The following is a 23,312-nucleotide window of genomic DNA, read 5'->3' on the forward strand; positions in this document are numbered from 1 at the left end:
TTGTATATTCCCTCATTCCATAGAGTTCCCGATAGTCTGTATGAGTTTGCAATAGCTTGTTAAGTTCCTCGTATCCGTCCCGCTTGGTTCCTCAAACTAAGTCATCTTAATCAGGTCATCTTCGTCAGGTCATTTCAATCGCACACGCTCTAGGAGTCAATAGAACTACGGTGGCTCAGGTTGTCTTAGAAAATCTCTACAAAAGCTTTCAGAAGGGCAAAGCTGAGGGCGAATCCCAGGCGGGTTCGTCGGCGGTGCTGCGACGCATCAACCTGACCGTGCGCGATGGCGAATTTATGGTGCTGGTGGGGCCGAGCGGCTGCGGCAAAAGTACGCTGCTGCGGCTGATTGCGGGGCTGGAAACGGCAACTGCTGGGAATATTTATGTGGGCGATCGCCTCGTCAACGACCTGCCGCCCAACCAGCGCGACATTGCGATGGTGTTCCAAAGCTACGCCCTGTATCCCCACATGACGGTGTACGACAATCTGGCCTTTGGGCTGCGACGCTCGGCAAGTTCCCTGGCTAATGCTGAAACGACCGATCAGCCTTCGTTGTGGCAAGACTGGCTGGTGGCGGCGACTCGCCCGCTGCCCAAGGGTTTGCGCTATCTGACCGAGCGCGAACGGGCGATCGCCCAGCGGGTGCAGACAGTGGCCCAGATGCTCCAGATCGAACCCTTGCTCAATCGCTTGCCCAAGCAGCTTTCGGGTGGTCAAAAGCAGCGGGTGGCGCTGGGGCGGGCGATGGCGCGAAATCCGCAGGTGTTTCTGATGGACGAGCCGCTGAGCAACCTGGATGCCAAGCTGCGGACGGAAACCCGCGCTCAGATTGTGAATCTCCAGCGCAAGCTGGGCACAACGACGATTTACGTGACTCACGACCAGACGGAGGCGATGACGATGGGCGATCGCATTGCTGTGCTAAATGCGGGCCAGATTCAGCAAATCGCCACGCCGCTGGAACTGTATAATCGTCCGGCGAATCGGTTTGTGGCAGAGTTTATCGGTTCGCCGCCGATGAACTTTTTGCCCGTGCAGGTGCAGCCGCCGCTGGCAATCGCCCATCCCCAGTTCCGCATGACGCTGCCCGAAAGCTGGGAACTGCTGCTGCGGCCCTATGCAGGGCGATCGCTCGTCCTGGGCATCCGGCCCGAACACCTCAACCTCAGCCTACCCGCGCCCAAAAATTTACCGGGTCGTGTCCGCCGCATCGAAGCGCTGGGAGCCGATACCTTCCTCAGCGTCAGTATTCACGAACCGGGCAGCGAGGAACCCTGGGTGCAAGTGCGGATTGAACCCGATCGTGCCATTGCGCCTGGAGATGAGGTGTGGCTGTCGCTGATGCCCGACAAGCTGCACCTGTTTGACCCCGATACGGGCGAGGCGCTGCGGCCAGGATAGCCGCCCTGCCAAGATTCAAGAAGTCTGCATTTCGGAAGCTTTAGAACGGTTGCGATCGCCGTTGGTCGGTGGGGCGACTAGCTGCTCCGTTGCTCGCTGCTGGGGCGATCGCCCGACTGGGTTGCCTTAAGCTGTTTCAAGGGAATCTTGACCACAAACTCCGCCCCGTTGCCCGGTTCAGAGTGACACTCCAGCGTTCCGCTGTGGCGTTCGGTCACAATCTGGTAGCTAATCGACAGCCCCATGCCCGTGCCTTTGCCGACGGCCTTGGTGGTGAAGAACGGATCGAATAGACGCTGCCGAATGGCTTCGGGGATGCCGGGGCCGTTATCGGAGATGCGGATAAATACCCACTGTCCGTTCAGCAAATCGGTGCGGATCTGGATGCTGGGTTGGCGAGTTTTGTCTTGAAATGGGCTGTTGGGCTGGGTCATTGCTTCTTCGAGTGCGTCGATGGCATTGCTAAGAATGTTCATAAACACCTGGTTGAGCTGGCCCGCATAGCACTCGACGCGGGGCAGGTTGCCGTATTCCTTGAGGATCAGGATTTCGGGGCGATCGCTCTTGCCCTTGAGCCGATTTTGCAAAATCATCAGCGTGCTGTCGATGCCGTCGTGAATATCGACCGACTTGAACTCGGCTTCGTCCATGCGGGAAAACGTCCGCAGCGACGCGACGATTTTTTGGATGCGTTCTGCCCCGACGCGAATGGAGGAAATGAGTTTGGGCAAATCTTCTAGCACAAAGGGCAGGTCAATGGCCTCGGCCTTGTCCTGAATGTCGGGATGGGGCATGGGATAGTGTTTCTGGTACAGACTTAGCAGTCCCAGCAAGTCCTGCGTGTAGCCGCTGGCGTGAGACAGGTTGCCGTAGATAAAGTTCACGGGGTTGTTAATCTCATGGGCCACGCCGGCCACCAATTGCCCCAGGCTCGACATTTTTTCAGCCTGAATCATCTGCGACTGGGTGCGCTGAAGCTGTTGCAGCGCGTTCTGGAGTTCTTCGCTGCGCTGGCGGAGGGTGGCTTCGGAGCGTTCTAGCTCAAGCTGAGCCTGCTTGCGCTCGGTGATGTTGTTCATGATGCCTACCAGACGATAGACTTCACCCGCTTCGTTTTGCAGCAGCACGCCATGATCTTCCACAAAGATGTAGCTGCCGTTGGCCTGAGCAAAACGGTATTCCACATGGTATTGCGATCGCTCGTTGATGGCTTTTTCCAGCATTTTGGCCGCCCGCTGGCGATCGCTCGGATGAATGCGCTGCTCCCACGCTTTAACGTCTACCTGCTGAAACTCCTCTGGTGTGTTGCCAGTGATCTGGGCGATCGCTCCCGCCCAGCGGATTTTGCCAGACTTGAAGTCATAGTCGTAGATGAGTTGCCCGGTTTGCTCAGCCACCAGCCGGAACCGCTCCTCGCTTTCGCGTAATGCTGCCTCGGCCCGGCGAAATTCGCGGATATCGCGCATTACTGTAGATAGATAATCAACCTGTCCCTCAGCGTTTTTGTGGGCAATAATTAGTTGCGAAACAGGGATTTCTTCGCCCTCATGCGTCAGAACAGCCGTTTCGCCAATCCACGCTCCTTGTTCAACGGCAGCAGGAATCCCCTCTTGCCAAATGCGCTCCATGGCCCAAGCAGGATGGAGGTTTGTGATGGAGTGGTCTGCAAGCGAAGCGTCGAGAGCAATGCCAGCTACTTGGCGGCCAGCCCGATTCATGTAAAGAGGCGTTCCGTTTGGAGCAGCCGTGCCAATCAAGTCGGGGCTGGCTTCCAGAATCTCAATCAAGCGCGATCGCTCTTGCTGCATCTGCTTTTCGCGGGTGATGTCGCGGGCGGTGCCTGTGCTTCCCAAGACGTTCCCTTGGTCGTCGTGCAGCACTGCCGCGCTAAACAGCAGCGTCACTCGCTGACCGTCCTTCGTGAGATACGCCGACTCGTGGTTCAGCACTGATGTCCCAGAAAGCACCCGTCGAAAGATTTCCCGATCTCGCTCTAGCTGTCCCGGTGCCAAAAAGTCGCTAAAGGGACGACCGAGCATTTCTTGCGGCTCATAGCCCAGAATGGTGCGAGCGGCCGCATTTACAAAGCTAAAGCAGCCCTTGCGATCGCACGACCAGATCAAATCCTGCGACGTTTCTACCAGCAGCCGATAGCGGTTTTCACTGACCGTCAGCGCATCTTCGGCATTGCGGCGGTCGGTGATATTGATCGTGGTGCCAATGATGCGATAAATCTGCCCTTCCGAATTCCGAATCGGCGACAGGGTGGTGTCAAACCACTGGATATCGCCATCGGGATAGCGAATCCGCTCTTCGTAGGAAATTGAGATGCCTGCTCGAACACAGCGCTCATAGTTTTGCTGAAAGCTCTTGGCTTGAGCCGGGTCAAAAATTTCTGCCAGCGTCTTATTTCTAAAGGCTTGCTGGGGAATGCCCGTGATGCGAGTCAGCGTGGTGTTACAGTCCACGACTCGAAACGCTCCCTCTGGGTCAACATCCACCACAAAAATGCCCTGATCGGTGCCGTTGTAGATGCTGCGAAGAAACTGTTCTTGCTCTTTTAGCTCCGCCGTGCGGGTTTCTACTCTTTCTTCTAGCTCGGCTTTTGCTTGCTCCAGCGCTAGCTCTGCCAGACGGCGCTCGGTAATGTCGCGCACAGTGACGATGATGAAGTAGTGGCCCTTGGCATCTTGAAATCGCGTTTTGCGATCCATAAAGTAGTGAGTTTCTCCATCAGCTAGCTTGGCGGAGTGTTCAACTACATATTCTTCCCCTGTTGCCAAGACATGCTCATCGATCCTGCGGAGTTGGTCTGCTTCTGCTGCTGGAAACAGGTCGTAGTCTGTTTTGCCAATGAGTTCGCTGCGATCGCGCCCAAGCTGCTGGCATAGCGCCTCGTTGACCAAGACAAACCGAAACTGCTCGTCTTTCACCACCATCAGGTCGGGGTTGCCGTTGATCACGCTGTCGAGAAATCGCTCGGAATCTTGAAGGCGCTGCTCCGTCTGGCGGCGATCGCTCACATCGCTCACCATCGAAATAATGCCAATTACCTCATCGTTGGAATTGACCAGCGGCGTGTTAAACCATTCGCAGGTAATGGTGCGGCCGTCCTTGGTCTGGTTCTCGTTGATGCTGTGGGTTCCATTTTTTTGCTTTAGGATCTGCATCACGATTTCGTTCACCAGATCAAACTGCGACGCTGGCAGGATGAACTGATTGGCGTTGCGTCCTAGAACTTCCTCCGCACTAAATCCAAAAATTCTCTCTGCGCTTGCGTTCCAGCTTATAACTTGTAGCTGGGAGTTCCACTCGATCACGGCCATCGGGCTGCGGTCGATTAGCAGGGAGAGCTTTCGCTCCAGATCGAAGGATGCCTTGCAAGGGTCAGATTGGGCTGGTTGGGGTGGCTTGTTAAGCGATTGGCTGGACAAAGCGACTGGCTGGCTCGACTGAAAACCCTGAGATTCGGAAGGCTGGGAGGTCATAACTGGCTGCAAACGTTAGGTGGACGAAGAGTGGGGAAATTCGGGAAGATTCAGGGCTGGTTGTCTAGGGGCGCTGGGGAGGTTCCTGGAGAGGGTGCTGGGGGGCGATCGCCCTAAAGCTGTGCCAAAGTAAACGATCTTAAAGTTATGAAAACTTGCTACTCAGAATTCCCAAATCGAGCGACCAATTCAACCTTGAACCTTGCGGAAGGATTGAAATCTGTCTATAAGCGTAAGGCTGGCAGAAACTTAGACAAACTCCAGACTGACGGCGTGATTTGGGCTGTGGGGTGGTCCTGGAATCTCCATCGCCTCTGCCCAACTGCTCAGCGTTCAAGGCGGGTTGGGTGACCTGCTGACAAATCTGGAGATGATGATAAAAGCACAGTCTGTTTTGCGAGAAACCCTCTACAATGTTCTGGATTTCCGCTAGTTCCCCAGGCTGCCGCTATGCCCCGCCGTACTGATATCCGCAAAATTCTTCTAATTGGCTCTGGCCCCATCGTGATTGGGCAAGCCTGCGAGTTTGACTATTCTGGCACCCAGGCCTGCAAAGCGCTGCGCGACGAAGGCTACGAAGTGGTGCTGATCAACTCCAATCCGGCCACCATCATGACCGACCCGGAGACGGCCGATCGTACCTACATCGAGCCGCTGACTCCAGAAATGGTGGAAAAGGTGATCGAAAAAGAGCGTCCTGATGCGCTGCTGCCGACGATGGGCGGCCAGACGGCGCTGAACCTAGCAGTGGCGCTGGCCAAAACTGACGTGCTGGAGCGCTACAACGTAGAGCTAATCGGCGCAAAGCTGCCTGCCATCGAGATGGCGGAAGACCGCAAGCTGTTTAAGGAAGCAATGGCGCGGATTGGCGTGCCGGTTTGCCCGTCGGGGCTGGCGCAAACCATGAACGAAGCGAGGGCGATCGCCCAGGAAATCGGCTCCTACCCGCTGATTATCCGCCCCGCCTTTACCCTCGGTGGCACGGGCGGCGGCATTGCCTACAACCAGGAAGAATTTGAGGAAATTGCTCAGTCGGGTCTGGATGCCAGCCCGGTGTCGCAGATTCTCATCGAAAAATCACTCTTGGGCTGGAAGGAATACGAACTGGAGGTGATGCGCGACCTGGCAGATAACGTTGTGATTATTTGCTCGATTGAAAACTTCGACCCGATGGGCGTTCACACGGGCGATTCGATCACCGTGGCTCCGGCGCAAACCCTGACGGATAAGGAATATCAGCGCTTGCGGGATGCGTCGATCAAGATCATCCGCGAAATCGGGGTGGAAACGGGCGGTTCCAACATTCAGTTTTCGGTGAACCCCGACACGGGCGAGTTCATCGTGATCGAGATGAACCCCCGCGTGTCGCGCAGTTCGGCGCTGGCTTCCAAGGCGACGGGTTTCCCAATTGCCAAGATGGCGGCCAAACTGGCGGTGGGCTACACGCTCGACGAAATCCCCAACGACATCACCAAGAAAACGCCCGCCAGTTTTGAACCCACGATCGACTACGTGGTAACGAAAATTCCCCGCTTTGCCTTTGAGAAATTCCCTGGCTCTCAGCCCGTGCTGACGACCCAGATGAAGTCGGTGGGCGAAGCGATGGCCATTGGGCGCACGTTCCAAGAATCGTTCCAAAAAGCGCTGCGATCGCTCGAAACGGGCCGCGCGGGCTGGGGCTGCGACAAAACCGAAAAACTGCCCAGCCTGGAGCAAATTCGTGCGGGTCTGCGGACTCCGAACCCGGAACGGGTGTTTACGCTGCGCCACGCCATGCTGATGGGCATGACGGTGGAGGAAATCTACGAACTCACTGCGATTGACCCGTGGTTTCTCGACAAGCTGGCGGAACTGCTAGAAACAGAGAAATTCCTCAAGCGCACGCCGCTGCTGCAAATCACCCAGCCGCAAATGCTGGCAATCAAGCAGCAGGGCTTTAGCGATCGCCAAATTGCCTTTGCCACCAAAACCACCGAAGACGAGGTTCGCGCGTTCCGCAAGTCCTTGGGCATCGTCCCCACCTATAAAACCGTAGACACCTGCGCCGCCGAGTTTGAGGCGCTAACGCCTTACTATTACTCTGCCTACGAAACACCCGTCGAAGTGGTCAATGGAGACGCAGGTTCGGAACGAGCCGCCGCGCCAGAGTCGGAGGTCTTGCCCTCAACCCGGCGCAAGGTCATGATCCTGGGCGGCGGGCCAAACCGCATCGGGCAGGGCATCGAGTTTGACTATTGCTGCTGTCATGCGTCTTTTGCGCTGCGGGCGGAAGGCTTTGAGACGATCATGGTCAACTCCAACCCGGAAACGGTTTCCACAGACTACGACACGAGCGATCGCCTCTATTTTGAGCCACTCACCAAAGAGGACGTGCTGAATATTATCGAAGCGGAGCAGCCCGCTGGCATCATCAACCAGTTTGGCGGCCAGACCCCGCTCAAGCTGGCCCTGCCGCTGCAAAAGGCGCTGCCCATCTGCGACTCGCCGCAGACCCAAATCTGGGGTACGTCGCCCGACTCGATTGACACCGCCGAAGACCGGGAGCGATTCGAGAAAATCTTGCGGGAGCTAGAGATTCGCCAGCCTGCTAACGGCATCGCCCGCAGCACCGCCGAAGCGCTGGAAGTGGCTAAGAAAATTGGCTATCCCGTGGTGGTGCGCCCCAGCTACGTGCTGGGCGGTCGGGCGATGGAAATTGTGTATTCCGACAAAGACCTGGAGCGCTACATGACCTACGCGGTGCAGGTCGAGCCAGATCACCCCATCCTGGTGGATCAGTATTTGGAAAACGCGATCGAGGTGGATGTGGATGCGATCGCCGATGCGACTGGCCACGTCGTCATCGGCGGCATCATGGAACACATTGAGCAAGCAGGCATACACTCTGGCGACTCTGCCTGCTCGATTCCCACCGTCACCCTCGGCCCCGACACGCTGGAAACCATCCGCACCTGGACGACGAAACTCGCCAAAGCGCTGAACGTCGTCGGTCTGATGAATGTGCAGTATGCCATCCAGGGAACAGTCGAGGGCGATGTGGTCTACATTTTGGAAGCCAACCCCCGCGCCTCGCGCACCGTGCCCTTTGTGTCTAAGGCGATCGGCAAGCCCCTGGCCAAGCTGGCATCCCTGGTCATGTCGGGTAAGACTCTGACGGAGCTAAACTTCACGCAGGAAATCATTCCCCAGCACATTGCGGTGAAAGAGGCCGTGCTGCCCTTTTCCAAGTTCCCCGGCACGGATATTATTCTCGGCCCCGAAATGCGCTCCACGGGCGAAGTGATGGGCATCGACACCGACTTTGGCAAAGCCTTTGCCAAGGCAGAGCTAGCGGCTTCGCAGGTGTTGCCGCTGGGGGGCACGGTCTTCGTTTCGATGAACGACCGCGACAAGCAGGCTGCTGTGCCTGTGGTGAAGGATTTGCAGGCCTTAGGGCTGCACGTTGTAGCGACGGAGGGGACTCGCCGTGTCCTCAAAGAAAATGGACTGGATGTGGATCTGGTGCTGAAGGTGCATGAGGGTCGTCCCAACGTGATGGATTCCATCAAAAACCAGCAGATTCAGCTTGTGGTCAACACGCCCCTGGGCGAAACGGCTCAGGTGGACGATCGCGCAATTCGCCGCACAGCCCTGTCTTATAAAATTCCTGTTGTTACCACGATCGCCGGAGCCAAGGCCAGCACGGCTGCGATTCGCTCCCTCCAGTCTGAGCCGCTGGAGGTCAAGGCGTTGCAAGACTACATGAGCTAGCTGCCCCGTCGAAACCGTTGCGCTAGCAAGCTACTCCACAAGCTGCTCTAACTGAAAGAGGTCTTGAATCAGGATTCCAATTCAAGACCTCTCGTTTTTATGGCTGTCTATTTCTTATGTCTGTCTAGTCCCTGCGCTTCTGGAGAAGTTGCCCAGACGCTTGCAATTTCCTGGAACCCAGGAGAACCGAGTGAGCCATCTACAAACTCGCATTACAATTTGCAGGAATTTGTAAAAGTAGTGTGAACTCTGGCAGGAACGCCTTTGCTAGAGGGCGATGAGACTTGTATGATTTAGGCTCAGCGGAGACACTAAAGCGAAATTAAAACAAACACTACTGCGGAGTGCCGTCCCTTAGCCTTAATTCTCTACTTTTCGATCGTCTCTTGGTGAAAAGTTTCCGCTTGGTCTTCTTCGGGAAAATATGTGTCTACATCCCACGGATCGTCTGCCACGATGTCTTGACGAATCCACAGTTTCAGGCGATGCCAGAGGCTTGGCTTTCGACCTGCCTTTTGATTTGGAAAGAGGGTGTTGCTAGGGGTGTTTGAGTTCATGGTTAAACGTGAGAGTGTCTGAACTTAGAGCGGGCCTTCTCGAAACTGTCTTAGAAAGTTCAGCTTCGAGAGTTCAAAGAGCAGTCATCGAATCTTCTGGGTCTTAAACTCTGAGTCTCAAATGTTGGATGCTCGACCAGCGCACTGTGCGAGAACTCGCCCTTCAGAGGATCTGTGAACGCCTTAGCGAGATGAATCTATCTGCGGCGGCTGAAATGCGCCTTTAGCTTCTCGCAAGCTTAGCCAGCCAAACCAGGGACTAAGCCGCTGATCTGACTGCACCCATACGTTAGACCTCTTTAGACTTATTCTATCTTTGCTAGGTTTGACCGGACAAAATCAGTCTGTCCAAGCAAAACTGTCGGAACGCAGCCTGTAGACGCAGCGTTTAGCCAGTTTCGATGCGTTTCAAAAACAGCGCTCAACACTGACCACTGAAAAGGCTCAGCGGCAAGGTGCTGATGCTGTCGTGCAACGTGCCTAAGCAACCGCACAATCTGTGAATGAGTGACCCAGACAACATGGCGAAATCAGCATAACGAAATCAGCCTGCTGTTGAACGGTCACCAAGCTGGATAAGCTTGGCGGGCGATCGCCAGCGGCTTCAGTCATCATAACCAAGACCAGTAGCAACACTGAAGGAAGGCGTAGTGATCGAAACTTTTAGTATTAAGCAGAGTGTATTTGGGGATGTCAAGCAAGACCCGTACTTCTACGGTTGAGATCTGCTGTCTTCATCCGTTCTTTATCCTAAGCCTGCCACATCAGCCCTTCTGCTGCATGGCTTTCAGAAGCAGCACTGGTTTTCCATAAAAAATATTAAGAAAATCTCACTTCGGTCATGAGATCCGCAAAAAGCAAGTACGGCCGCCTTCCGGTGGCGACCGTACTCGAAGTTGAAGGCTTGCAAGTTAAAGACCTACAAGTTGAAGGCTTACAAGTTAAAGACCTACAAATACCAACCTAAAAGCTAGGCCATGCTGTTTTCGATCGCCCAGCGAGCCAGTTCAGTGCGGTTGTGTAGTCCTGTTTTGCCTAGCATGTTGCTGACGTGGCTTTCAATCGTTCTCTGGCTTACGTTCAGCTTCTCGGCAATTTCTCGGTTTGCCATGCCCTGGGCGACAAACTGCACCACCCGCAGTTCGGTCGGCGTTAGCTCAACGTCAAAGGGCACCTGAATTTTGGGGGCGCTGTCCAGCCCTTTGTCCTGCCGCTGAATCAATCGAGAGGCTTGCTTGAGAGAAGACTCTACCTGGGCAACCAGTTCTTCTGGCTCGAAGGGCTTCACCATGTACACGTCAGCGCCAGTGTTCAAGCCCTTGATTTTGTCCTGGCTCTGCCCTTTCGCAGAAAGAAACAGCACTGGAATCCAGCTCGTGCGTGGATCTTTTCTGACTTGCTCGACCAGCGAGTAGCCATCCATCTGCGGCATCATCACATCGCAGATGATCATGTCTGGTGTCTCTTTTTGCAGCACTTCTAGCGCTTCTTGACCGTTCTCTGAGGTAATGACCTCATACCCCCGAAACTCTAGGTAGTCCTTTACGAGCAGAATGAGGTTTGGGTCGTCGTCAATTAATAAAAGTCGCTTGTGCTCTCCCACACTGGCTTCCTTTGTCATGCTACATCACTCGCCATGCCTGAGTTGAGATGAATCGTGCTAATAAATGATACCCAGTAGATCCACAGAGCGCACAATTTAGCCCAAGAACCTGAAGAAATTTTGTATTGCCTGATTTGTGTTGCCTGATTTGCGCTGCCTGACTTTGTGCCGAAGTCAAGGCTTCGTGAAGACATTCAGCCCTTCAGTAGACCTGTCTACATCATACTGAGCGCAAGCGGGAAATCCGCATAGTTAAGCAATGTTGAAATTAATAGATTAATCTTTGCTTTCTGACTGTAGCGCGTCCAGATTTAACCTGCCATGTGTTTTCAATTCATCGGATGGCGCAGGTAGCGGGTGAACTAGGAAGGCGTAGTCCTGGACGATTTGATTGCCAAGCAGGTGCTTCTGGATGATTTCTTCAATCACGGTCGGGGTGGCGCTGTGATACCATACCCCGTCGGGATAGACCACCAAAATGGGGCCTTGCTGGCAAACCCGCAGGCAGTTGGCTTTGGTGCGAAAAACGCAGGTGGGGCGATCGCCCGTGGGTTGGTCTAGTCCCAATTCCTTTAGTCGCTTTTTCAAATAATCCCACGCCACCAGGCTGTCGCCCTTGTCGCAGCACTTGGGCACGGTCTGATCAGCGCAGATAAAAACGTGGCGCTCGATTTGCGGCAGATGGAGCGCGGCGACGCAGGTAGAGAGGGGGGTAGTCATAGGAGGGACGGTTAGGGGGATCGAGAGATAAGGGGGGTGAGAGGGAAAAAACGAAGAACGAAGAACGAAGAACGAAAAACGAAGAACGAAAAACGGAACCTCTTCGTTCTTCTCTCTTCATTCTTCGCTCCAACACTCCTTAAGCCAGGGTACACAATACCAGCACCAGCGCCTCTGTCCATTCCACGACCGCGCCGTAGGTGTCGCCTGTGTGTCCTCCCAGACGGCGATGAAACCAGGCGGGAAGCAGGAGGGCGATCGCCCCAGCACCCAGTCCTAAAATCAGGCTCCAGCGCCACGGGTCAGGATTTGCCAGGGCGGGGTAGAGGCTGAGGCTGAGCAGCAGCAGCAGGCTGGGCAGGGTGTGGGCAAGACTGGGCAGGGCGGCTTTGTGAAAGGCTCCTTTGCCGGTGGGCTTGAGATAGGGATAGCGGGCGATCGCCACCTGCTGGCCCCAGCGCCCCCAGCCTGCCGCCAGCGCGAGCAACAGCAGGCGGGGTAGGGCGGGATCTGCCAGATCAGTCAGGGCAGCGGTTTTGAGCAGAAGAAGGGCGATCGCCGCCATCACGCCAAACGCCCCGGTACGACTATCGGCCATCACCGCTAGGCGACGCTGCGGATCGAGAACGGCCAGCCCGTCAGCGGTGTCCATTGCGCCGTCTAAATGCAGCCCGCCCGTCACCCCCACCCATAGCCCGACCACCACCACGCTGCGGGTTAGCACGGGCATTCCCAACTGATGCAAACTGGCATCCACTAACCCCAGCAGCGCCCCAATCAGCAGACCAACCACGGGAGCCATGCGGGCGACTTGCGGAAAAGCCGGATGCATCCAGTCGGGCACGGGCAGGCAGGTATAGAAGGCGATCGCCCCTGCCAGCGTTTGCGCCAGGTTCACAACCGCTGTGCTTAGCTTAGCCCCCCCCTGATTCAAGCCATGTGCCTCCTTCGCTCAGCCTGTAGACAAGACAATCATTACCCGTGGCTAGCACATTACCCGTGGCTAGCACATTTGATCTAGATCCGCATCAGCCATGACGCTGACTCACATTGCTCAAGCCGCGCCATACTTTAGGCAAGTTCCGCTTAACCACATAAAACCTACATGAAACCTACATGAAACCTACAGGAATTACGCACTTGCAATAAATTTCCCAGGTTCTGGACGACTTCTCGTGGGCGCAGCCCGCGAGAAATTGTTCAAATGCGTCAGTCCTAACCTACTAAAATCTGGCGAGGTTAGGAGCAAACAAAGGTCAGGCTTGAGGACTGTCAAAGATTAATGTCAAAAATGACGCTAAAAATGGTTCAAGCTGGCTGTGAGTGCCCATCCCAAGATTCCCCCTCCCATCAGGCTAGGAATCTTGAGATATGATCTACTCAGGTTTAGTCGGGTTAGCTGAAATATTGCCAGATTTACCGTCTCGCTGGCTATGGCTCCTGGCTATAGCGGATTCTCCCACTCTGGGCGACTGTTCTCAGGGTTTTACGGTTTTCTCTGTCTCTGGTCTAGGCTGCATGGACGCAGCCACCTCGCTGTTCCAGTTCCTTTAGCCCACTCCAGATTCGGATTCTGGTGCGATCGCAGGTTTTCTTGTTATGAGTCACGATTCACCATCCAGTACCCCCCGACTTCCTGCCCCTTGCATTGTGGACACAGGCATCCTGGTCAACAAGCAAGACATGCAGCGGCTCCTGGCGGATCTCCATCAAGTCCGCTACTGCTACATCCAGGACGGCATCCCCGGCAGCGAGTGCGAAGGTTACGTGATGGAAGTCTTTTCCGATCCCCAGTGTTCTAGCCTGGTGGCAAACCACACGCTCTACCTCAACGTCCAGAGCTTCGATTATTTGCAGATGTCTCAGTTGCCAGAGGGCGAAGCCTGCTTTGACCTGGTGCAAGACAATCGCCTACTGCGGCTGGTGCCTCTGTCGAACCCGCTGGATGACCAAAACTGTCGCAGGCTAAACGCAGCAGCCCTGGAAGCAGTGGTCACGGAAGTCCTGTCTGCGGGGTGGGATGTCCGGATTGACGACGAAGAAAATTTTTCAATGTAGCGGACGCTAGAACAGGTCTTGGGCAGTCATTTTTCGTATACGTGTCAGGCGCGGTGCTGCACCACAAGGGCGCGGGCAGGCGTGTTTCATACGCCCCACGGTGTGGTTGAAACACCCCGGTTTATGCCCGTGGGCACGCTGGCCAACGTGAAAACCGTCACGCCCGCCCAACTGAGAGGCACGGGCGCACAGATGGTGCTGGCAAACACCTATCATCTGCACTTGCAGCCGGGAGAAGACCTGGTGGCCGAGGCAGGCGGGCTGCATCGGTTTATGGGCTGGGATGGGCCAATGCTGACGGATTCGGGCGGGTTTCAGGTCTTCAGCCTGAGCGAGATGCGCCAAATTTCTGATGAAGGCGTGACCTTTCGATCGCCCCGCGATGGCAAGATTATCCAGATTACGCCAGAGCGCTCGATTCAAATTCAGAACGCGCTGGGGGCCGACGTGATTATGGCCTTTGACGAGTGCCCGCCCCACCCGGCGACTTGGGACGAGGTGAAGCGGGCAACCGATCGCACGATGCGCTGGCTGGAACGGTGCTTTGTGGCCCACACCCGGACGGATCAGGCGCTGTTCCCAATTGTGCAGGGCGGTGTGTATCCCGATTTGCGGCAGGAAGCGGCCGAGGCGATCGCCCAGTTTGAGGCCGTCGGCTATGCCATTGGCGGTGTCAGCGTCGGGGAGCCACCAGAACTGATCGAGAAAATTGTGCAGGTGACGGCTCCGCTGCTGCCAGAAGACAAACCGCGCTACCTGATGGGCGTGGGCACACATAAGGAAATGGTGCGGGCGATCGCCGCTGGGGTGGATTTGTTTGACTGCGTGATTCCGACCCGACTGGCGCGACACGGTGCGGCGCTGGTGCAGGGCGATCGCTGGAATTTGAAAAACAACCGCTTTCGCCGCGATTTCACGCCGCTAGACGATACCTGCCCCTGCTACACCTGCCAAAATTTCACCCGCGCCTATATCAGCCATCTGCTGCACGCCCGCGAAATTCTGGCGTTTACGCTGATCTCCATTCACAACATCACAGAACTGGTGCGCTTCACCCAGCGGATTCGAGAGGCGATTTTGGGCGATCGCTTTGCTGTGGAATTTGCCGAGTGGCTGGGGCACGGTTGAGTTTGGAGTTTGGAGTTTGGAGCTTGGATTGGGGGTTCCAGCCCTGTTATTCTGAGCGCGATCGCCGGATGCGGTCAATTTCTCGCTGCAACTCTGCCACTTCGCGCCGCAGCCGCTCCACATCGGCCTCGCCCGTGGGCGATTCGCTACTGGGGGATGGCGGCTCTGCGTCCACCGTCGGCTCTCCAGCGCGGCGATAGTTGCCTGCGCGAATCTGCCGCAGTTCTTCCGATTCCGACCATTCTTTCAGAAAATGCACCCGCTCCACGGTGAACGGATGCGTCTGAAAAAATCCCTGCGACAGGTTGTTATATAGCAGAAACTTGTAGACCTGGTTGATGCCGTCTTGATCTAGATTCTGGTAGCGCTCTGACTGGCGCGAGAATTCTTCCAGGCTTAGCTCGTGGGCATAGCGGCTGCTGCCGCCTGCCAGCTTCATCATGTTTTGCAGCACGGGCTTTACGTCGTCCATGACCAGCAGCGCCGCCCGGTCGGCCGACAGTTCCGCCTTCCGCAGCCATTCATAAAAGGCCAGGATTAGCCCCGTACTGACGAGGCTGCTCAGCCCAAAGGTCATCTCTGCCAATCCTGATGCAGCAGTGATGACCCAGCTTGCCATCTGCGTCAGCGTCGTGTGTCCACATTTTAGATGTCCCAGTTCGTGAGCTAGGACGGCTTTTATCTCGGCCTCGTCGCTGAGGTCAAGCAGGGCCGTGCTTAGCACCACGCAGGGCCGTTCTTGCCCCAGCGCGTAGGCGTTTACCATCGGCGATTGGGAGACAAACAGCGTTGGCTCTGGCGCAATATCGAGCGATCGCAGGCATTCCCGAAACATCTGAAACAGCGTGGAATATTGCCGTGGCCCCACCTCGATGGCATTACCCAACAAAAACACCTGCCGCGGCCGCTCATAAACGAATTCCACAAAGCGCCGCGCCACTAGGTCAAACCCCGGCACGCTGCGGAGCGTCTGCTCGGCCTGCTGATCGAGCGGGTGGCGGAAGGCTTCGCTGGAGATTCCGGGATAGACGGGCATAGGGCGAGGTTGGGGGGGAAGGGGCTGAGGAGGAGAGATTGTTTGCTGAACCTCCGCTACTCTAGCGGCTGGCCGCTGCGTCTGGGGAAGCATGAAGCTTCTCTTAAACTTTATGGTGGCTTCCTGGCTCAAGGCCAAGTTTTTTTGTTAAAACTGGTGTTCAGTAGTCCAGCGAATTAGTATATTCGTATCAACCTCTCTGTTCCTGCCCCTTTGTGCACGTCAAGCGCGTAGAATTATCCCACTTCAAATCCTTTGGTGGCACAACGCAGGTTCCGTTGCTGCCGGGGTTTACTGTGATTTCTGGCCCAAACGGATCGGGCAAGTCGAATATTCTGGATGCGCTGCTGTTTGCGCTGGGGTTGGCGGGTTCCAAAGGAATGCGGGCAGAGCGTCTGCCAGACTTGGTGAACCAGAGCGTCGCTAGCCGCGGCCGCAGCACGGTAGAAGCCAGTGTCACCGTTACCTTTGCGCTGGATGAAGAAGACATCGCGGCCTACCAGGGCGATGACGATTCTCTGCCCAGCGCTGACCTGGCCTTTGGTGAAGGCAATGGCCCGGTGGATGCCGCCTTGCAGAACGGATATTTGAATAGCAATCACGGCAATCACGGCAATCACGGGAGCGGCAGTCCTAGCAACGGCAGCGGCAAAAAGCCGGATGCCAGCCAGCTCAGTGTTGCTCCGGCGATGGTTCCTTTCAACGAATGGAGCGTGACGCGCAAGCTGCGGGTGACGCAGCAGGGAACCTATACCTCTAACTATTACATCAACGGACAGCCCTGCACGCTGAACGAACTGCATGAGCAGCTTCACCGCTTTCGGATTTATCCCGAAGGCTATAACGTGGTGCTGCAAGGCGATGTCACCAGCATTATTTCCATGAACCCCCGTGAACGGCGGGAAATTATTGATGAATTGGCGGGCGTGGCGGCGTTTGACCGCAAGATTTCCCAGGCAAAGGACAAGCTAGATGCGGTGAAGGAGCGAGAAGAGAAGTTTCGCATTGTGGAGCGGGAGCTAATCGAGCAGCGCGATCGCCTCGCTCAGGATCGCCTCAAGGCAGAGAAATATAAGCGACTCAAAGCCGAGTTTCAGTCCAAAAGTCAGTGGGAAGTGGTGCTGAACTGGCAGAGTCAGCAAGACCAGGCGCAGAAGCTCCAGCAGCAGATCGAGGAGGGCGATCGCGCTCTGGCGGACACTGCTACACAACTGACGGCGCTGGCGACCGAAATTCAGCAAATTACTGCTGAGCTAGAGCGGCTGAATGCGCGGGTGAAGGCGCTGGGCGAAGATGAGCAGTTGGCGCTGCAATCTACCCTGGCAACGCACGAAGCCGAACTGCGCCAGCTCCAGCGGCAAGAGCAGGATCTCCTGACGGCGAGCCGCGACACGATGTCGCAGATTGCCCAGGCGCAGCAGGCGCTTCAGGAGCAAATGCAGATGCTAGAACAGGCTTCTGCGGATCAGCAGCGCATCGAAACCCAGGAAATTGCTGCCCTCCAGGCGGCCCGCGATCGCGCTCAGCGGGCCCTGCAAGCCAGCCGGGAACAGTCCAGCGCGATCGCCGAAGCGTCGGAGGCCTGGGTGCAGGAGCAAGCCGCCCTGCGTCGCCAGATGGAGGAGTTGCTGAACCAAATTGAGCCGCAGCGCACGGAGCAGGCGCGGCTGCAAGAGCGGGTGTCGCAGCTTCGCGCCAAGATTCAGGAACAGACGGAAGCGCTGGGGGCGATTGCCCAATCGCTGGCTGAAAAGCAGTCCGAGCAATCTACCGTTGAAGCGCAGCGGGCCGAGGCTGAAACCCAGGTGCAGCGACTCGCTCAAGCGCTTGCCGAAGCCGAGCAAGACCTCCGCACCCAGCAAGACACCCAGACCCGCCTGCTGAACGAGCAGCGCGACAAACAGCGCCAGCTTGACCGTCTGGAAGCCCAGACTCAGGCGATGCAGGAGGCCCAGGGCACCGGAGCCAGCCAGGTGATTTTGAGCGCAGGTATTGACGGGGTTCACGGGCTGGTGGCGCAACTGGGGCGAGTCGATTCACCCTATCAACTGGCGCTGGAAATTGCGGCGGGTGGCCGCCTCGGCAATCTGGTGGTGGAAGACGACCGGATCGCGGCGCGGTGCATCGACCTGCTGAAGCAGCGGCGGGCGGGTCGAGCCACCTTCCTGCCGATGAACAAAATCCGCGTGCCGCAGTTTACGGAAATCCCAAAGGGTAACCGACCAGACGGGTTTGTGGACTATGCAGTGAACCTGATTGACTGCGATCGCCGCTTTGAGGATGTGTTTGCCTATGTCTTTGGCAGCACGGTGGTCTTTCGCACGCTAGAACAGGCGCGACCGCACTTGGGCAAATATCGCATTGTGACGCTGGACGGCGAACTGCTGGAAACCAGCGGCGCGATGACGGGCGGCAGCGTGTCCCAGCGGCAAGGCTCCCTGAGATTTGGCACAGTGCAGCCGGGAGAATCGGCCGAAGCGGCCACATTGCGCGATCGCCTCTTGGAAATCGACACCATTCTGCGGCGCTGTGAAGGGGCGATCGCCCAGGGCACAGAAGCCGTCCGCACCCACACCCAAGCGCTCAACGAGGCCCGCCAGCAGCAGCGTGCAGTACAACTCCAGGCAGACCAACTCCAGACCCAACTGGCAGCGCTGGTGACCCAAGAAGGGCAGCTTCGCACCCAGCTTTCGCAAAACCGCCAGGAGCTTGGCCCCGCCGAAGATCGCCTGCAAACGCTGGAGCGCGACCTGCCCACCCAGGAAGCCGAACTCCAGCGCCAGCGCCAAGTCCTAGCAGACCTAGAGCAATCCCAGACCCACAGCGAGTGGCAGCAGATTCAAGCCACTATTCGTCAGCAGGAGGCAGAACTGGGCGATCGCCAGCTTGCCCTGCGATCTGCCGAACAGCGGGTTCAAGACCTGGAAATTCAGCGGCAGCGCCTCCAGGAAAAAATCGCCCAGCTAAATCAGCGGCTGCACGATCTCCGCACTCAGCAGACGACGCAGATGCAGCAGCGATCTGCGCTGGGGACTCAGCAGACCGCCCTCAGCCAGACCATCGCCCAGACCCGTGCGGCGCTGGATTCGCTGGAGGCCTCCCTCGCGTCGGAAAAACAGCAGCGCGATCGCACGGAACGTCTCTTGCGCGATCGCCAAACCGCTCAGCAACAGGCCGACTGGCAGCGCCAAAAACTCCAGGAAACCCAACAGACCCGCCGCGAAAGCTTGGCCACGCTCCAGGCAGCGCTAGAAGCAAAGCGGGCGGAGTTGCCAGACCCATTGCCAGAGTTGCCCGATCCGCTGCCCGACCTAGGCGAATTGCAGCACGAACTGCGATCGCTCCAGCGCCGCATCGAAAACATGGAACCCGTCAACATGCTGGCCCTGGAGGAATATGAGCGCACCCAGGAGCGCCTGGAAGACCTCAGCCAAAAACTGGGCACGCTGGACGAAGAGCGCAGCGAGCTGCTCCTCCGCATCGAAAACTTCACCACCCTGCGTCAGCGAGCCTTCAAGGAGGCTTTCGACGCGGTGAACGTAAACTTTCAGTCCATTTTTGCCGAACTGTCCGACGGCGATGGCTATCTGCAACTCGACGACCCCAACGATCCCTTTGGCAGCGGGCTAAATCTGGTTGCTCATCCCAAGGGCAAGCCCGTCCGTCGCCTCGCCTCCATGTCTGGGGGCGAAAAATCCCTCACTGCCCTCAGCTTCATTTTTGCTCTCCAGCGCTATCGTCCCTCGCCCTTCTACGCTTTCGACGAAGTGGATATGTTCCTGGATGGCGCAAACGTGGAGCGTCTTTCCCGTATGATTAAGCACCAGGCCCAGCAGGCTCAGTTCATCGTTGTCAGCCTGCGCCGCCCGATGATCGAAGCCGCCCAGCGCACCATCGGCGTGACCCAGGCGCGGGGAGCCTATACGCAGGTGCTGGGCATCGACTTGCAGCAGAATGTTTCGGGGTGAGGGAGGAGGAAAGAGCGAAGAACGAAGAATGAAGAGCGAAGAGGTTCTGTTTTTCGTTTTTCACTTTTCGTTTTTTCCGTCTCTTGCCCCATTACCCCCAAGGGCGGCTTTCCGAACTCAAGACAGACTTACCAAACGTTCGAGTTTGGTTAAGATTGGCTTAGTATTGATATCTGACCGTATCTACTGTATTCATATTTCAATCGAACTCTTTCAACCAGTTCGAGGTTAGGACTCGACAATGACATCTGAACAAATCCGCCAACGCTCAGACCTCCTTGGAACGCAAATCATCACCCGCGACACTGGCAAGCGCCTGGGTGTCGTAAGCCAGCTTTGGGTGGATGTCGATCGCCGCGAGGTGGTTGCCATCGGTTTGCGGGAAAGCATCCTATCGGGCGTGGTGTCTGGCACGCAGCAGATGATGTATCTTGCGAACATTCGCCAGATCGGCGACGTGATTTTAGTCGATGACGACTCTGCGGTAGAGGATGAAGTTGACACAGAAGCGTATAGCAGCCTGATCAACAGCGAAGTGATCACTGAGACGGGAGAACTGCTGGGCAAGGTGCGGGGCTTCCGGTTCAACGTCGAAAATGGTCAGCTTGAGTCTATTGTGATCGCCTCGATTGGGTTTCCCTTTATTCCCGATCAGGTGGTTAGCACCTACGAACTGTCGATCGAAGAGGTGGTGAGCAGCGGCCCCGATCGCCTGATTGTGTTTGAAGGCGCGGAGCAAAAGATGTCGCAGCTTAGCGTGGGCTTTTTGGAGCGCATCGGCATTGGTCGTCCGCCGTGGGAGCGCGACGAAGAGGACTACATTATGCCGGTGTCTACGTCTAACCAGTTGCCGACGGGTGTGCGTACCCCTGCGCCTCAGCCGATGCGTGCGCCTGCCCGCGAATCGACCTGGGATGACGATACGTGGGAAGAACCCCGCCGCCCGATCCAGGAGCCGCTGCGTCAGCGCCAGCCAGAGCCGCTCTACCGCGATGAGCCGGAAGATAACTGGAACGAGCCGCCCCGTCGCCAACAGTATGCAGAGGCTTATGAAGATGCCGATGCCTATGAGCCGCCGATGAAAGAAGAACTGGACGACGTGTGGGAGGATGACGACAACCCCCAGCCCTATCGCGCACCGCAGTTGAATATTCCCGAACGGCAAAAGGTCGTGGAATACGAGGAAGATGCGGATTATTAAGGTAAGTCACTCAGGGTGAGTCGCCATAGCAGGGTTCAGGGGCTTAGGATTTGTTCCACGACGCTTATATTCGAGGATTGAGCCTGATTGCCTGGCACAGGTTCCGAAAGCCCAGACACTGCGTTGTCATGGTGATGGCTCCATAGCTACTGTTCTGCTTGGTTCAGTGCGCCTGAGGGTTTGAGATTCTCCTGCATGACCTTGTGCTGATGAATCGGAATTCTTATGTGAAATTCTGTACCCGTATCAGGCTGCGAGATGCATTGCAGCGTGCCATGATGACGTTCGCAGACAATTTGCTGACTAATTGAGAGGCCTAGCCCTGTGCCTTTTCCGATAGGCTTGGTGGTGAAAAAGGGATCGAATAGTTTGGGTTGTAGTTTTTCAGGAACCCCAGGGCCGTTGTCGGCGATGCAAATGCAAACGTACTGGGGGCGATCGCCCTCAAGGTGATGGTGTTCGTGCAGTTGATCGCATTGATCGCACAGTCTGGGATCGCATAGTTTGGTTCGGATGGTAATGGTGGGTTGGCGCAGACTATCGACGTCACTACTCATTCCTTCTTGAATTGCCTTTTCTCTTGCTCCAATCTGCTCCTCTAGGGCATCAATGGCATTGCTGAGCAAATTCATAAATACTTGATTGAGCTGGCTAGGATAGCACTCAACTAGCGGCAACTGCCCATACTCTTTAATCAACTGAATATTGTTCGCAGGGTTAGAAACCGACTTGGGTTTCAGGCGATATTGCAGAATGAGGAGTGTGCTTTCTAGCCCCTCGTGCAAGTCCACTACTTTCATCTCCGCTTCGTCCAGCCGTGAGAAATTCCGAAGGGATAACACGATACTGCGAATTCGCTCAGCCCCAACTTGCATAGAAGCTAAAATTCGAGGGAAGTCTTCTATGAGAAAATTCAGATCAATCTCTTCAGCGCGATCGCCCACTGCGTTAACCGGTTCTGGATAATGCTTTTGGTAAAGTTTAACTAACTCCATTAGGTCGTGGGCATAGCGGCGAGCGTAGCTTATATTGCCGTGAATGAAGTTAACAGGATTATTAATTTCATGGGCAACCCCAGCTACAAGCTGCCCCAAGCTTGACATTTTTTCACTTTGAATCAACTGGGTTTGTGCCTTTTTGAGATGATCTAATGCAGCCGAAAGTTCCACAGATTGCTGTTGAGCTTGAGCTAGTAGTTCTGCCTGCTTTAGCGCGACACTAAGCTGGGCTGCAATCTGCTTGGCGAATTTAATTTCTTCCGCTTCCCAGAAGCGCGGTTCAGCACATTGATGAACACACAATAAGCCCCACAGATAACTTCCTTGCAAAAGCGGTAAAACCAAATTGGCACGGATTTGAAAGCGTGACAGCACGTCAACATGGCACGCTTGAAGACCTGCTGAATAAATATCAGCAACTGCCTGAATTTGTCCCTGATGGTAAGCATCAGAGTAGCGATCGCCAAAACAGTGATCCTGAACCTTTTCCGCTAAGACTGATGCATAGCCCTGCTCAACACTCTCTGATACAAACTCTCCATCATTCCAGTTAGAATCAGGCGCAAATCGAAAAATTGCAACTCGATCAGCCCCAAGCAACTGTCTAGATTCAGTTGCAGCCGTTCTAAAAATAGTTGCCAAATCCATTGGCTCTCGAATTCGAGAAACCACTTTAAATAGGGCTTTTTGCTGCTCTGATTGAAAGCGTACTTTGTCGAGTAAACTGGCTTGCTGAAGTGCGACACCAAGATGTGTAGAAACCTGCTTGGCAAACTCGATTTCGTCAGATGTCCAGGTGCGAGAACCTGAGCAGTGATGAACGCAAAGTAGACCCCAAAGTGTTTCTTCTTTTATTATTGGTACAACCAAATTGGCGCAAATTTGAAAGTGACTTAAAATCTCAATATGACACTCTTTCAAACCTGCAGAGCGAACATCACTAACGGCTTGTATTCGTCCTTTGTGATAATCAATTGCGTATCGCTCACCAAAGCAGTGATCGTGAACCTTTTCTAACAAGACTGATTTAAACTCAGGGGCAACATCTTCTGCTAAAAACTCGCCATCATTCCAACCAGAATTAGGTTCAAAGCAAAAAAGCGCGACACGATCTGCACTTAGAAGGTGACGAACCTCAATTGCAGCCGTCTTAAAAATTGTGTTTAGATCTAAGGATTCGCGAATTTTTGTAATTACTCGAAACAGTGCTTTCTGCTGTTCTGCCTTAGAAATATCTGCCCAACTCAATAGATTTTGCCGGAGTTGCTCAAAAGCAGCATCGCTACTACAGTAGGCTCGCAGTTGTTCTAGTTGTTGTTGGTTCATAGAATAGCGTGTTTGAGAAGAAATTGCCGGTTTGCATACCCTACCTCTAGAAACCCCTGATTGCTGATTGAAACTG

General features: G+C 55.5%; 13 protein-coding genes. 6 read left to right on the top strand and 7 right to left on the bottom strand.

Annotated elements, in window-relative coordinates:
• Positions 1-170 precede the first annotated feature (170 nt).
• The gene (locus IGS51_RS07105) at positions 171-1,403 is read left to right on the top strand and encodes an ABC transporter ATP-binding protein (RefSeq protein WP_297077532.1); all 1,233 of its coding nucleotides are present in this window, start codon (positions 171-173) and stop codon (positions 1,401-1,403) included.
• A gap of 77 nt (positions 1,404-1,480) precedes the next feature.
• On the opposite strand, the gene IGS51_RS07110 is transcribed toward IGS51_RS07105, so the two are convergent.
• Entirely contained in the window at positions 1,481-4,891 is a 3,411-nt protein-coding gene (locus IGS51_RS07110) for a PAS domain S-box protein (RefSeq protein ID WP_297077534.1), read from the bottom strand.
• A gap of 450 nt (positions 4,892-5,341) precedes the next feature.
• Between IGS51_RS07110 and carB the strand changes: the two genes are divergently transcribed.
• Positions 5,342-8,641 carry a carbamoyl-phosphate synthase large subunit gene (carB, locus tag IGS51_RS07115; RefSeq protein ID WP_297077536.1) on the top strand — a complete coding sequence of 1,100 codons (3,300 nt, stop codon included), beginning with the start codon at positions 5,342-5,344 and terminating at the stop codon, positions 8,639-8,641.
• A gap of 368 nt (positions 8,642-9,009) precedes the next feature.
• Here the strand turns inward: carB and IGS51_RS07120 are convergent, their stop codons facing one another.
• From IGS51_RS07120 to cobS, 4 genes are all read right to left on the bottom strand, one after another.
• On the bottom strand, positions 9,010-9,198 hold the full coding sequence (locus IGS51_RS07120) for a hypothetical protein (RefSeq protein ID WP_297077538.1): 189 nt from the start codon (positions 9,196-9,198) through the stop codon (positions 9,010-9,012).
• A gap of 970 nt (positions 9,199-10,168) precedes the next feature.
• Positions 10,169-10,819 (bottom strand): response regulator transcription factor, encoded by a 651-nt coding sequence (locus IGS51_RS07125; protein WP_172356211.1) that lies wholly within the window; start codon positions 10,817-10,819, stop codon positions 10,169-10,171.
• Between the two features lie 258 nt (positions 10,820-11,077).
• The gene (locus IGS51_RS07130) at positions 11,078-11,521 is read right to left on the bottom strand and encodes a ferredoxin (protein WP_172356213.1); all 444 of its coding nucleotides are present in this window, start codon (positions 11,519-11,521) and stop codon (positions 11,078-11,080) included.
• A gap of 139 nt (positions 11,522-11,660) precedes the next feature.
• Positions 11,661-12,455 (bottom strand): adenosylcobinamide-GDP ribazoletransferase, encoded by a 795-nt coding sequence (gene cobS, locus IGS51_RS07135; RefSeq protein WP_297077541.1) that lies wholly within the window; start codon positions 12,453-12,455, stop codon positions 11,661-11,663.
• Between the two features lie 665 nt (positions 12,456-13,120).
• Between cobS and IGS51_RS07140 the strand changes: the two genes are divergently transcribed.
• Together IGS51_RS07140 and tgt are read left to right on the top strand one after the other, a co-directional pair.
• A complete protein-coding gene (locus IGS51_RS07140; protein ID WP_297077542.1) occupies positions 13,121-13,579 on the top strand; it encodes a hypothetical protein in 459 nt (152 codons plus the stop codon).
• A gap of 18 nt (positions 13,580-13,597) precedes the next feature.
• The gene (gene tgt, locus IGS51_RS07145) at positions 13,598-14,707 is read left to right on the top strand and encodes a tRNA guanosine(34) transglycosylase Tgt (RefSeq protein WP_297077544.1); all 1,110 of its coding nucleotides are present in this window, start codon (positions 13,598-13,600) and stop codon (positions 14,705-14,707) included.
• A gap of 46 nt (positions 14,708-14,753) precedes the next feature.
• On the opposite strand, the gene IGS51_RS07150 is transcribed toward tgt, so the two are convergent.
• The gene (locus IGS51_RS07150; RefSeq protein WP_297077546.1) at positions 14,754-15,743 is read right to left on the bottom strand and encodes a M48 family metallopeptidase; all 990 of its coding nucleotides are present in this window, start codon (positions 15,741-15,743) and stop codon (positions 14,754-14,756) included.
• A gap of 215 nt (positions 15,744-15,958) precedes the next feature.
• On the opposite strand from IGS51_RS07150, the gene smc reads away from it, so the two are divergent.
• Positions 15,959-19,711, top strand: a complete 3,753-nt coding sequence (gene smc / locus IGS51_RS07155) for a chromosome segregation protein SMC (RefSeq protein WP_297077548.1) — start codon at positions 15,959-15,961, stop codon at positions 19,709-19,711.
• 241 nt (positions 19,712-19,952) lie between these two features.
• Positions 19,953-20,912 (top strand): PRC-barrel domain-containing protein, encoded by a 960-nt coding sequence (locus tag IGS51_RS07160; RefSeq protein WP_297077550.1) that lies wholly within the window; start codon positions 19,953-19,955, stop codon positions 20,910-20,912.
• Between the two features lie 146 nt (positions 20,913-21,058).
• Here IGS51_RS07160 and IGS51_RS07165 read toward each other — a convergent pair whose 3' ends face one another.
• The gene (locus IGS51_RS07165) at positions 21,059-23,236 is read right to left on the bottom strand and encodes a GAF domain-containing protein (RefSeq protein WP_297077552.1); all 2,178 of its coding nucleotides are present in this window, start codon (positions 23,234-23,236) and stop codon (positions 21,059-21,061) included.
• Positions 23,237-23,312: the final 76 nt, after the last annotated feature.

Source organism: Thermoleptolyngbya sp. M55_K2018_002, from assembly GCF_015295965.1.
Taxonomy (GTDB): Bacteria; Cyanobacteriota; Cyanobacteriia; order Elainellales; family Elainellaceae; genus Thermoleptolyngbya; species Thermoleptolyngbya sichuanensis.

What these genes read in the sequence shown, in the direction of transcription:
- IGS51_RS07150 (WP_297077546.1), bottom strand. Translation starts at nt 15,743, where the DNA reads ATGCCCGTCTATCCCGGAATCTCCAGCGAAGCCTTCCGCCACCCGCTC.
- IGS51_RS07160 (WP_297077550.1), top strand. Translation starts at nt 19,953, where the DNA reads ATGACATCTGAACAAATCCGCCAACGCTCAGACCTCCTTGGAACGCAA.
- IGS51_RS07130 (WP_172356213.1), bottom strand. Translation starts at nt 11,521, where the DNA reads ATGACTACCCCCCTCTCTACCTGCGTCGCCGCGCTCCATCTGCCGCAA.
- IGS51_RS07140 (WP_297077542.1), top strand. Translation starts at nt 13,121, where the DNA reads ATGAGTCACGATTCACCATCCAGTACCCCCCGACTTCCTGCCCCTTGC.
- IGS51_RS07110 (WP_297077534.1), bottom strand. Translation starts at nt 4,891, where the DNA reads ATGACCTCCCAGCCTTCCGAATCTCAGGGTTTTCAGTCGAGCCAGCCA.
- IGS51_RS07165 (WP_297077552.1), bottom strand. Translation starts at nt 23,236, where the DNA reads ATGAACCAACAACAACTAGAACAACTGCGAGCCTACTGTAGTAGCGAT.
- carB (WP_297077536.1), top strand. Translation starts at nt 5,342, where the DNA reads ATGCCCCGCCGTACTGATATCCGCAAAATTCTTCTAATTGGCTCTGGC.
- IGS51_RS07120 (WP_297077538.1), bottom strand. Translation starts at nt 9,198, where the DNA reads ATGAACTCAAACACCCCTAGCAACACCCTCTTTCCAAATCAAAAGGCA.
- IGS51_RS07125 (WP_172356211.1), bottom strand. Translation starts at nt 10,819, where the DNA reads ATGACAAAGGAAGCCAGTGTGGGAGAGCACAAGCGACTTTTATTAATT.